The 11,160-nt window shown below is 64.0% G+C and carries 12 protein-coding genes and 2 pseudogenes; 2 read left to right on the forward strand and 12 right to left on the reverse strand.

Going from position 1 to position 11,160, the window contains the following annotated elements; translation table 11 throughout:
* The 8 genes and pseudogenes from Y707_RS30630 to clpS all read right to left on the reverse strand — a co-directional run.
* The coding region (locus tag Y707_RS30630; protein ID WP_275451206.1) for a non-canonical purine NTP pyrophosphatase at nt 1-210 on the reverse strand (210 nt) is incomplete at its 3' end.
* Nucleotides 203-358 (reverse strand): annotated as a pseudogene (gene rph / locus Y707_RS33235) (ribonuclease PH); the annotation flags it as partial. The pseudogene rph (Y707_RS33235) and the gene Y707_RS30630, both read right to left, overlap by 8 nt.
* A gap of 47 nt (nt 359-405) precedes the next feature.
* Nucleotides 406-708: pseudogene (locus Y707_RS33240) on the reverse strand (hypothetical protein); the annotation flags it as partial.
* A complete protein-coding gene (rph, locus tag Y707_RS0109890; RefSeq protein WP_026534964.1) occupies nt 593-1,345 on the reverse strand; it encodes a ribonuclease PH in 753 nt (250 codons plus the stop codon). The pseudogene Y707_RS33240 and the gene rph (Y707_RS0109890), both read right to left, overlap by 116 nt.
* A gap of 29 nt (nt 1,346-1,374) precedes the next feature.
* Complete coding sequence (locus tag Y707_RS0109895) at nt 1,375-2,172, reverse strand: MBL fold metallo-hydrolase (protein WP_026534965.1); 798 nt, start codon at nt 2,170-2,172, stop codon at nt 1,375-1,377.
* Nucleotides 2,169-3,152, reverse strand: coding sequence for a glutamate racemase (gene murI, locus Y707_RS0109900; RefSeq protein WP_035781085.1), 984 nt, complete (start codon nt 3,150-3,152; stop codon nt 2,169-2,171). Before murI ends, Y707_RS0109895 begins: the two co-directional genes overlap by 4 nt.
* Before the next feature lie 84 nt (nt 3,153-3,236).
* Entirely contained in the window at nt 3,237-3,800 is a 564-nt protein-coding gene (locus tag Y707_RS0109905; protein WP_026534967.1) for a DUF2017 domain-containing protein, read from the reverse strand.
* Complete coding sequence (gene clpS, locus Y707_RS0109910) at nt 3,800-4,108, reverse strand: ATP-dependent Clp protease adapter ClpS (RefSeq protein WP_026534968.1); 309 nt, start codon at nt 4,106-4,108, stop codon at nt 3,800-3,802. Before clpS ends, Y707_RS0109905 begins: the two co-directional genes overlap by 1 nt.
* An 89-nt stretch (nt 4,109-4,197) precedes the next feature.
* Between clpS and Y707_RS0109915 the strand changes: the two genes are divergently transcribed.
* Complete coding sequence (locus tag Y707_RS0109915; RefSeq protein WP_026534969.1) at nt 4,198-5,523, forward strand: nicotinate phosphoribosyltransferase; 1,326 nt, start codon at nt 4,198-4,200, stop codon at nt 5,521-5,523.
* A gap of 2 nt (nt 5,524-5,525) precedes the next feature.
* On the forward strand, nt 5,526-6,143 hold the full coding sequence (locus Y707_RS0109920; RefSeq protein ID WP_026534970.1) for an isochorismatase family protein: 618 nt from the start codon (nt 5,526-5,528) through the stop codon (nt 6,141-6,143).
* 930 nt (nt 6,144-7,073) lie between these two features.
* Here Y707_RS0109920 and Y707_RS0109930 read toward each other — a convergent pair.
* From Y707_RS0109930 to Y707_RS29730, 4 genes are all read right to left on the reverse strand, one after another.
* A complete protein-coding gene (locus tag Y707_RS0109930; protein WP_026534972.1) occupies nt 7,074-8,846 on the reverse strand; it encodes a DEAD/DEAH box helicase in 1,773 nt (590 codons plus the stop codon).
* Nucleotides 8,843-10,288 (reverse strand): MFS transporter, encoded by a 1,446-nt coding sequence (locus Y707_RS24925; protein ID WP_155852876.1) that lies wholly within the window; start codon nt 10,286-10,288, stop codon nt 8,843-8,845. The genes Y707_RS0109930 and Y707_RS24925 overlap by 4 nt, the downstream gene beginning before the upstream one ends.
* 57 nt (nt 10,289-10,345) lie before the next feature.
* Complete coding sequence (locus tag Y707_RS0109940) at nt 10,346-10,684, reverse strand: DUF3039 domain-containing protein (protein WP_081744764.1); 339 nt, start codon at nt 10,682-10,684, stop codon at nt 10,346-10,348.
* 17 nt (nt 10,685-10,701) lie between these two features.
* Nucleotides 10,702-11,160: 6-phosphogluconolactonase (locus tag Y707_RS29730; protein ID WP_035781088.1), on the reverse strand; the 459-nt coding region annotated here is incomplete at its 5' end.

Raw genomic sequence — 11,160 nt, forward strand, 5'->3', positions numbered from 1 at the left:
CTTCAGAATGGCGTTCTCAGCAAATGTAACGCCGGATTCGACGACGTCGGGCGCATCCGCTGCCGCCGCGTCGATCACCTGGGTATCGACATCGAGCCCCGGCACCTTACCGCGCAGCAGTTCGCGGAGCTCGCCCAGTTTGCCCTGATTCCGGGTCGCCAGGACGAGCCGCGGCGCCGGTGCTTGCTGGTCAGGCGAGGTATTAGTCACCAGTGGGGCCTTCGGCCAGCGTCGCTTCCTGGATTCCGGCCAGTTCGGCGGTTCCCAGCAGCGCCAGATCGAGCAGGGCGTTGAGCTCGTCGCGGTCGAAAGGAGCACCCTCGGCGGTTCCCTGCACCTCAACGAATCGGCGATGGCCGCCAGCCCGGTGGCATTCGCCACCGCCCGCGCCTTCAGAATGGCGTTCTCAGCAAATGTAACGCCGGATTCGACGACGTCGGGCGCATCCGCTGCCGCCGCGTCGATCACCTGGGTATCGACATCGAGCCCCGGCACCTTACCGCGCAGCAGTTCGCGGAGCTCGCCCAGTTTGCCCTGATTCCGGGTCGCCAGGACGAGCCGCGGCGCCGGTGCTTGCTGGTCAGGCGAGGTATTAGTCACCAGTGGGGCCTTCGGCCAGCGTCGCTTCCTGGATTCCGGCCAGTTCGGCGGTTCCCAGCAGCGCCAGATCGAGCAGGGCGTTGAGCTCGTCGCGGTCGAAAGGAGCACCCTCGGCGGTTCCCTGCACCTCAACGAATTTTCCCGAGCCGGTGACGACGACGTTCATATCCGTCTCGGCTCGCACGTCTTCGACGTAGGGCAAGTCCAGCATCGGCACGCCGTCGATAATGCCGACGCTGACGGCGGCGACGGTGTCGGTCAGTGGTTTGGCGCTGGCGGGAACGATCTTCTTTTCCTGCGCGTAACGGATGGCCTCGGCGAGCGCCACATAGGCGCCGGTGATCGCCGCGGTGCGGGTGCCGCCGTCGGCCTGCAGGACATCGCAGTCCAGCACGATGGTGTTTTCGCCGAGGGCCTTGGTGTCGATGATGGAACGCAGCGACCGGCCGATCAGGCGGGAGATTTCGTGGGTCCGGCCACCGATTTTTCCCTTCACGGATTCGCGGTCGGAGCGGGTGTTGGTCGCCCGGGGCAGCATCGCATATTCGGCCGTCACCCAGCCGCGGCCCTCTCCCTTGAGCCAACGCGGGACTCCGGCCGTCAGCGAAGCCGTGCACAGCACCCGGGTGTTGCCGAATTCGATCAGTGCGGAGCCTTCCGCCTGTTTGGACCAGCCACGGGTGATGCTGATCGGGCGGAGCTGGTCGGGAGTGCGGCCATCGGCGCGCGGGGCGGTATCAGTCATACCTCCACCCTATCGGCCGCGGACGGACCTCAAATTACATAGCTGGCGCCGGGTGCGACGACGTCCAGCTCACCGGAGAAGACTTCGCGGGCCTCGGCCAGTGCGCGCTGCGGGTCATTCCAGACCGGAAGGTGGGTCAGCAGCAGTTTCGCCGCACCCGCCTCGGAAGCCGCCTCGCCGGCACGCTTCCCGGTCAGATGTACATCGCGGACCTCGTCCCGGCCCTCGTGGAAGGCTGCCTCGCACAGGAAGGCATCCGCGCCGACCGCTGCCTTCACCAGGCCCGGGCAGGAATCCGTGTCGCCGGAATACGTCAGCACGCTGGTCCGGGTGCCGCCGTCGCCGGTTCCTTCTGTTGTTTCCAGCCGGAGGGCGTAGGCCTCATCGACCGGGTGGTTCGCCGCGTACGGGGTCGCGGTGAACGGGCCGATCCGCACCGGCTGTTCTTCCTGCCAGTCGGTGAAATCGAACTCGCCGGTCATGCCGGGATCGGGATCAAGGCCGTAGGCGAGCGCCATCCGGGTGTTGGTCGACTCAGGGCAGTACACCGGGAGCCGGCCACCGGGCCAGCCTTCCGGGCACCACTTCATCGCCACGTGCAGCCCGCACATGTCCAGGCAATGGTCGGCGTGCAGGTGGGTCAGCAGCACGGCGTCGATCTGCGTGAGGTCGATGTGCCGCTGCAGATAGCCGAGCGCGCCGCTGCCCAGATCCAGCAGGATCCGCCAGGTGCGGCCATCGGGGTCGTCAGCGGTCAGCAGATAGCAGGACGCCGGCGACTCCGGGCCAGGGAAGGAACCCGTGCAGCCAACAATGGTCAGTTTCACAGGACTCTCCTTCCGGCTGACGCATCCGCGTCTGATCCATCAGCCAGCACAAAATTGGAGACCTTGCTTCCCGAGGCCGCGGCGGAGACCATTTCCGGCGTGATCCGGGCGATGCTTCCGGTCGGATACTGCGCTGCAACGTGATCGACATGCTGGACGCTGAGCACCTCGGGGCCCAGGAAGCGCCGGGCGAGCTCTTCGAACTGGGTTCCCCGTCCGGTGGCGACGAAGGTATGCGACGGTGCGGCGGGGTCATCGCGGAGCAGGTTATGCGTGGTCAGTTCCCGGTAGACATCCTTGGCGGTTTCCTCGGCGCTGGAAACCAGCGTGACGGTGTCACCCATCACCAGGGAGATGACGCCTGTCAGCAACGGATAGTGCGTGCAGCCAAGAATCAGGGTGTCGACCTCTGCCTCCTGCAGCGGCCGCAGGTACTGCTCGGCCCTCGCCACGACGTCGGGACCTGCCGTGACCCCGGCTTCGACGAACTTCACGAAATCGGGGCAGGCTGCGGAGGTGATGCCCAACTGTGGGGCAGCGGCGAATGCGTCGTCGTAGGCGCGGGAACCGATGGTGGCGGAAGTGCCGATAACGCCGACCCTGCCGGTGCGGGTTGAGGCGACGGCGCGGCGGACGGCGGGTTGGATGACTTCGACGACGGGAATCCCGTAGCGGGCGGTGTAACGCTCCCGCGCGTCCCGGAGCACCGCGGCGGAGGCGGAGTTACAGGCGATGACGAGCAGCTTCACGCCCGAGTCGACGAGCTCATCCATCACCCCGAGGGCGTTAGCCCGGACCTGGGCGATGGGCAGCGGTCCGTAGGGGCCATTGGCGGTGTCGCCGACGTAGAGAATCGACTCGTTCGGCAACTGATCGATTACGGCGCGGGCAACCGTCAGGCCACCCACTCCAGAGTCGAAAATCCCGATGGGAGCCGACGTCAGATTCTTCGTTGAATTCTCATCCGGTGCTGAGCTCATGATTTACCGACAATAGTTCCTCGGTGCCCGCAGGGTGAACTTTAAAGCGAGTCTGCTTAATCACACTTGGCTGGGCGCGAGCCGTTAAGGAGCTGCGTTATTGGTCAGAAGTGCCTGCATCAAAGATTCCTGCAGCCAAGTGGTGAAGTTGTACACCAGTGCGAGGTAGCTTTCGACGTCTTCGGCCTGCGAGGAGTTCTGCACCTCGTGGATCCGTTCGGCGTCTTCGGCGGATTCGATCTGCAGCCGCTGCGCCAGCACCAGGCGGACGTCGTTGAGCGCCCGCGAGAAGATCTGCGCCTGCTCCGGGTTGAGCACGATCCGGCTGCTGTCCAGGGCCAAGGCGGCGCCTCGGAGCGCACCGATTTTCGTTTCCCGCAGCGAGCGTTCGGTGAGACGGCGGAACTCCAGGGCCTCGTCGTCGTCGTTGTTCACAGCATTGGGCAGCAGCCTGAACAGCGCAGGGTCCGACGGCGTTTCAGCCTTATCGTCGAGGCCCACCATCGCCGCCAGCGGGTCCTCGTCGCTGGCCGTGTCGGGCTCAAGCATGGTGATGATGTCGTTAAAGAGCTTCCGCACCAGATCGCGTTCACCGGGTTCGAGGAAACCGGTGATGCCCTTGCGGGTGTTCCTGAATGCCTTCGCCACTATGCCTGATCCGCCTTCTGAAATGTCGCCCACAACCCGTACGAATGCAGCGCTGTGGTGTGTTGTTCCATCTTTTCCTTCGCCCCGGTTGCCACAACGGATTTGCCCTGCTCATGGACTTCGAGCATGAGTTTGTGTGCCTTGGTTTCGGAATAGCCGAAGTAGCTTTGGAAGACGTAGCTGACGTAACTCATCAGGTTCACCGGGTCGTTCCAGACGATGACCACCCACGGAATATCGGTCGCGGTCAGCTTCTCGACGTCGGTTTCCTGGTCAGTATCGGGGGCGGAAGCGGTGCTGACAGTCATGGCTTCCATTGTAAGTCTCCGCAACCTCTCATCCACACCGCCGAAGGTCCGGGTACTAAACGGGCCGCTGCGGCATTAGAGTTTTCGGTGTGAGTACCGCGCGAGGGTGGACGCCGCCCAACACGTCACTATTTACCGACCACTATGAGCTGACCATGCTGGAGGCCGCCCTGCATTCCGGGGCTGCGTACCGGCGGTCGGTGTTCGAGACCTTCGCGCGCAGGCTTCCGGACGGGCGCCGCTACGGGATTGTGGGTGGCACCGGGCGGCTGTTGGAAGGGCTGGCGAACTTCCGCTTCCGGGACGAGGAGCTGGAATTCCTCGCCCGGACGAACGTGGTCAATGACGAGACCATCTCCTGGCTGGCCGGCTTCAAGTTCTCCGGCGATATCTACGGCTACGCAGAGGGTGAGGCCTACTTCGCCGGCTCCCCCATCCTGATTGTTGAAGCGACGTTCGCGGAGGCCTGCATCCTCGAGACGTATGTGCTCTCCGTCCTCAACCATGACAGCGCCATCGCTTCGGCCGCGTCGCGGATGATCGGTGCCGCCGCTGGACGGCCGTGCCTGGAAATGGGTTCCCGGCGCACACATGAGATCTCCGCCGTCGCAGCCTCCCGCGCCGCGGTGATTGGCGGCTTCGCCGGCACGTCCAACCTCGCCGCGGGTTTGCGGTATGGCGTGCCGACGGTCGGAACGGCGGCGCATTCCTTCACCTTGCTGCATGATTCCGAGCGGGAAGCCTTCGAGGCACAGCTGGCCTCGCTCGGAGTCGGCACCACGCTGCTGGTGGACACCTACGACGTCGAACCCGCCGTGCGCACCGCCGTCGAACTGGCCGGGCCAAAGCTTGGCGCGGTCCGGCTGGACTCAGGCGACCTGCTGGAACAGGCCCGTGACGTCCGGGCGCTGCTCGATTCGTTGGGCAACAACAACACCAAGATCACCGTTACCTCCGACCTGGACGAGTTCGCCATCGCGGCTCTGGCCTCGGCGCCGGTGGATTCCTACGGCGTCGGCACCTCGCTGGTCACCGGGTCCGGCGCACCGACCGCAAGCCTGGTCTACAAGCTGGTCAGCCGGGAGGACGACGACGGCGAGTTTGTTGACGTGGCGAAGGCCAGCAAGAGCAAGGCCTCTGTCGGGGGACGCAAATACGCGCTGCGCCGCCGCAATGAACACGGCGTCGCCACCGGAGAGGTCGTGGGCATCGGCCGCCCTCCGGAAAACGACGGCGATGACCGGCCGCTGCTGCATCAGTTCGTCGCCGGGGGCGAAGTACTGGACGGCTGGACCGGTCCGAGGGCCGTCGTCCGCGCCGCCGGGCGGCACAATGAATCCATGTCCGAACTTCCCGCCTCCGCGCTGCGGCTGCAACGTGGCGAGGCAGTCATTCCCACCGAATTCGAGGAGTAGTCATGACACGCGCACTGATCATTGTCGACGTCCAGAACGACTTCTGCGAGGGCGGATCGCTGGCCACGGACGGCGGAGCGGAAACGGCCGCCAACATCAGCGACTTTATTGAACAGAACTTCGACCACTATGACTTCATCGTGGCCACCCAGGACTGGCATATCGATCCGGGATCGCACTTTTCCGACACCCCGGACTTCGTCCACAGCTGGCCGGTGCACTGCGTGGCCGGAACCGACGGGGCACAGACTCATCCGGACTTCGACACCGAGCAGGTCGACGCTTTCTTCATCAAGGGGCAGTACGAGGCCGCTTACTCAGGTTTTGAAGGCGTGCTGGCCCCGGAGGAGGTCGTCCCGACGGGCGACCGTGACCCGGCGGAACCTGTGCCGGACGACGACGAGAAGCTCAGCCTGGACGACTGGCTGAGGCAGAACGAAGTCGACGAGGTGCAGATTGTCGGGATTGCCACGGACCACTGCGTCAAGGCCACCGCCCTGGACGCGGTCCAGGCCGGCTACGCCACCTCCGTACTCGTGGACCTGACCGCTGGGGTCTCCCCCGACACCACCGAACAGGCGCTCGAAGACCTGGAAGCGGCCGGCGTCGACCTGAAATAACCGACCGATATTGCTTACAACCTCGACGGAGAAGAACTGGATTGTCTGAATCCTCCCCAAGCCTGAGCTTCAATAGTGACCTGACCATGTGGCCTTGGATGAAACTCCGAAGAGCTCGCTCTCACGCAGAGCAATTGGGTGCTGAAACTGAGCTTTGGAACTTAGAGCATATAGCGGTGGCCCACGCTGAACTGAACGAAGATCGAACAGTCGTCGATTACGTGCTAACCCATCTACCCGATATACCCGTGTTGCATTGGTCTGCCATCGCGGGCGATAGTCTTGCATGCTTACGAGCAGCATTGGACGCGTTCGCTTGGGAACTTTGTCACCTCGATGGCGCCAAGCCACGTAATCCCAGACGGATATACTTCCCGATCGCCGAAACCGATGAGCAGTGGCGCAGAGCGGCCAACAATCTCGCGACGATACCCGGCGACTTCCTCGAGCGGATACATCAATTCCAGCCATACAAACAGAGCGAAGTCGGACGCGATCTGAATAGTCCGGCTAAGCTCAACAATGTCGACAAGCACCAGGGTGCGATTCGAGTCGGTTTGAATTACTCAACTGCCAATACCAGCGGTATGGAAATTGGCTTAGGGGACCCTCCACACGTTGATCAGTCTATGAAGCTTGGGCCCTTGAACGTCGGGGATCAAATCGAATCTGGAGCTCGGGTGTTTCGGGCGAGATTCCGGAAGCCCATCACATCGGCGTCAGGTGTCGTACAACTTAAAATTGAGCCGCAAGTCGCGGCTCCTGGTTCCAGCGCAGATCCAGTTTCAGCAGGACTTCTGCTCAATCGGCTACACAATGCGGTAGGACACGTCCTAAAAAGCGTTTGTAACAATCCCTCAGATCCAGCATAAATAGACGTACTTATTGGATGCACGCGCTGAAACTAGAAACAACATCAGCCACGCACACCTATTTCCGCCCGATGAACCAGTTCTGGAGCTTCTTCAGCCGCTGAGCCAGCTGCTCCTCATTGGCCTGCGCCACGGCCGGTCCACCGCAGAGCCGGCGCAGCTCGTTATGGAGGACACCGTGCGGGGAGCCCGAACGGGCCGACCACGCCGAAACATTCTTAGCCAGCTCATTGCGCAGGTCTTTAAGTTGGCGGTGGTCGATTACCTGCGGCTCCTGCGCCGGTGCGCTGCCGGATTTGCTCCGCCGCGTCTGCTGCTCGGCCTGCCGCTGGCGCAGCAGTGTGCCGACCTGGTCGGCGTCAAGCAGGCCGGGAATTCCGAGGAAGTCGAGTTCGTCCTCGCTGCCCGGATCGCCACCGGCGCCGAACTCGCCGCCGTCGAACAGCACACGGTCAAAGGACGCCTGCGACTCCAGCGCCTCGAAAGGCGTTTTGGTCAGCGAGTCGGAAGCCTTCTCCTCGCGGTTGGCCTCCAGCATTTCGGCGTCCTCTTCGGAGAACGCGTCCGCTTCATCGTTCTGCGGCCGGTCCAGGGCGTGGTCCCGCTCAAGTTCGAGCTGGTTGGCCAGGGCCATCAGGTTCGGCACCGAGGGCAGGAACACCGACGCCGTCTCGCCCCGTTTACGGGCGCGGACGAAACGTCCGACGGCCTGGGCGAAGAACAGCGGGGTGGCGGTCGACGTCGCGTAGACCCCCACGGCGAGGCGCGGCACATCCACCCCTTCCGAGACCATCCGGACGGCGACCATCCAGCGGCTCTCGCCGTCGGAGAACTTCTCGATTTTGCCGGAGGCCTTGGCGTCGTCGGAGAGGATGACTGTCGGTGATTCGCCGGTAATCCGCTTCAATTGACCCGCGTAGGCGCGGGCGTCCTCGTGGTCGGTCGCAATCACCATGGCGCCGGCGTCAGGAACGCTGCGCCGCATTTCGGTCAACCTCCGGTCCGCGGCGGAGAGCACCGACGGGATCCATTCACCATGCGGATTCAGCGCGGTCCGCCAGGCTTGGGCGGTGATGTCCTTGGTGGCAGCGGCGCCGAGGTTGGCGGCGATCTCGTCACCGGCGCTGGTGCGCCACCGCATCTGGCCCGAGTAGGCCATGAAGATCACGGGCCGCACCACATGGTCCTTCAGCGCTTCCCCGTAGCCGTAGGTGTAGTCAGCCTTGGACCGGCGGATACCCTCAGCGTCTTCGACATACTCGACGAACGGGATCGCGGCGGTATCCGAGCGGAACGGCGTACCGGTCAGCGCCAGGCGGCGGACGGCCGGCTCGAATGCCTCCCGGATGCCATCACCCCAGGACAGCGCGTCGCCGCCGTGGTGGATCTCATCGAGGATGATCAGTGTCTTGGCCGCCTCGGTCTTCGCCCGGTGCAGCAGCGGTTTGCTCGCTACCTGCGCATAGGTGACGGCGACGCCGATGAAGCCGCTTCCGTGTCGTCCGTCGGCGTTCTTGAAATTCGGGTCAATGGCGATGCCGATACGTGCGGCGGCGTCGGCCCACTGGCTTTTCAGATGGTCCGTTGGCGTGACGACGGTGACCCGGTTGATGATCCCGCGTTCGATCAGTTCGGCCGCGGCCCGCAGGGCGAAGGTGGTCTTTCCGGCGCCCGGCGTCGCAACGGCGAGAAAGTCCCGAGGCGAGCTTTGGAAGTACCTCTCCAGCGCTTCGGCCTGCCAGGCGCGGAGTTTCTGGGCGGTGCCCCAGGCGGCACGGTCGGGATACGCCGGGGGCAGGGCGGAGCCGGCGCTGAACAGCGTTTCATTCACGGAAGTGCGACACCCACCTTGGAATCTTCGGTTTTGGTTTCGTGCCTGCGGGCGCGCAATCCCGCTACGGCTGCAAGCATTGAAAACACCGCCAAAGACGCCCAGATGACCACAAATACTCCCGTGCTTTCTCCGATGTTCCGGTCCCACAATAAGGCATAAACAGTACCAGCCCCGGCAGTTCCAACCACTCCTCCGAGCATGTCAGAGAGCTGCAGCGATGACGAATTCCGGCCGCGTTCAGCCGACGGCGACAGCTTGAGCGTCAGCACCGACGACGTCGACATTCCCATCCCCATGCCGTAACCGGAGACGGCCCAGACGACGACCAGCACCCACACCGGCACGGCCGGGGACGCCAGCAATGCCAGCGCCGTCATGGTCATCGTCAGCAACGCGCCGCCGGATACCAGCAGCCAGGCCCGCTCAAAGCGGAACCGCGCCTGGGTGAACGAACCCGCGGACCAGCCGATAGCCGCGCCGGTCAGGGCCAGCCCGGCCGTGGACGCGTCGAGTCCGCGCACGTCGACCAGCATCAGCGGGATAAAGGCTTCTGCGCCGAAAAAGGCCAGCGTCATCAGGCCGCGGTTGAGCACGATACTCGGCAACCCGCGGGCAAAACGCAGTGAACCTTTCGGCAGCAGTCGAGGCAGAGTCAGGGACGCTGCGGCCACGCCAGCCAGCAGCAGAGCGGCCAGCAGATAGGCGGCCGGACCGTCCACACCGTCCGGAGCCGCGAAACCGTGAGCGGCCCACTGCGCGGCGAAAACTCCTACCGCCAAGAACACTCCCAGAACAGAACGACGGCGGCCCTGCGCCGGGTTCATCGACGGAAACTCCGGTGCCCCAAGCCGCTTCACCTTCGGCCACACCAGCACCACTGCCAGCACGACAATGGGGGCGACGGAAACAAACACCAGCCGCCAGCTCACATACTGGGCCAGCAGGCCGGACAGGTAAGGCCCAATCAGCGCCGGCAGCACCCAGGCCGCGGCAAGCCAGCCAAAGACAGTCGGCTGGGCCACGGATGGAAACACCTGCCCAATGATGACGTAGACAGCCACGATCATCAGCCCGGCGCCGAGGCCGGACACGGCCCGGCCCAAAGTCAGGATGGAGAAATCTCCGGCCGCGCCGGCGACAAGCAAGCCTCCCACCATCAGGGAAAGCCCCACGATCAATGCCGGACGCGGACCCTTGATGTCTGTCCACGACCCGGCGATGACCGTGCCGAGCAGCGAACCGGTCAGGAACAGCGAAAATGCCAGACCATAACTTGTCAGTCCGCCCAGATCCTTGGCCACCAAGGGCATGGCGGTCGCAACGGCCATCGCCTCGAAGGCGGCGCAGGTAATGATGGCGAGCAGCCCGATCGTCAGCGGACGGTACGCCGCGGACATGGGTCCGCCCGGCGCAAACGCGCCCGGCTCAGAGGTATTCACGGCTTCAGTGGTGCAATCTGTTGCGGGCGGACGGGATGGACGGGAACTGCGGCAGGACTACTTGTCGCCGCCTTTGCCGCCCTTTCCGCCTTTGCCGCCACCGTTCTTGTCCTTGCTCGGACGCAGCCCGTCGTAGATGTCCTTGCATTCAGGGCAGACGGGGAATTTTTCGGGATCGCGCCCCGGCGTCCATACCTTTCCGCACAGTGCGATCACCGGATCTCCGGAGAAAGCGGACTCCATGATCTTTTCCTTGCGGACGTAATGCGCAAAACGCTCGCTGTCGCCGGGTTCGACCTCTTCGCGCAGTTCCTCGCGCTCGATGGTGGCGGTCGAACCGCCGGGCGACGATTCCCGTGACGGATCTGATTCAAAAGGATCTGACGGCATACTCATGCGTTCCATCTTACCGCCTACAGCCCCTGCCATCCCGGCTTGTTTTCATAGGTGTAACGGTAATAGTCGGCAAGTTTGAGGCCGGACGCCGCGGCCTCATCGACGAGGATTGTGGCGTGCGGATGCAACTGCAGCACCGATGCCGCGCAAATGGCCGCCACCGGCCCTTCCACGAAGTCGTGCACCGCCTGTGCCTTCTGCCCGCCCGTAGCGATAAGGATCACATGCCGGGCATCCATAATCGTGCCCAGACCCTGCGTGACGACGTGCCCCGGCACCTCGTCGGGATGATCGAAAAACCGTGCGTTGTCCTTGCGCGTCTGCTCTGTGAGGGTCTTGATCCGCGTCCGGGAGGCGAGGGATGAGCCAGGTTCGTTAAACCCAATATGGCCGTCGGTGCCCACGCCGAGGAGCTGCAGATCTACTCCACCCGCCGCGGCTATGGCTGCCTCATATGCGCTGCAGGCGCCGGCGGG

The organism is Arthrobacter sp. H14, from assembly GCF_000520495.1.
Classification (GTDB): Bacteria; Actinomycetota; Actinomycetes; order Actinomycetales; family Micrococcaceae; genus Arthrobacter_C.

Bases quoted from the DNA above. Each gene is read 5' to 3' on its own strand.
- rph (WP_026534964.1), bottom strand. From the start codon at position 1,345: ATGACTGATACCGCCCCGCGCGCCGATGGCCGCACTCCCGACCAGCTC.
- murI (WP_035781085.1), bottom strand. From the start codon at position 3,152: ATGAGCTCAGCACCGGATGAGAATTCAACGAAGAATCTGACGTCGGCT.
- clpS (WP_026534968.1), bottom strand. From the start codon at position 4,108: ATGACTGTCAGCACCGCTTCCGCCCCCGATACTGACCAGGAAACCGAC.
- Y707_RS0109920 (WP_026534970.1), top strand. From the start codon at position 5,526: ATGACACGCGCACTGATCATTGTCGACGTCCAGAACGACTTCTGCGAG.
- Y707_RS0109940 (WP_081744764.1), bottom strand. From the start codon at position 10,684: ATGAGTATGCCGTCAGATCCTTTTGAATCAGATCCGTCACGGGAATCG.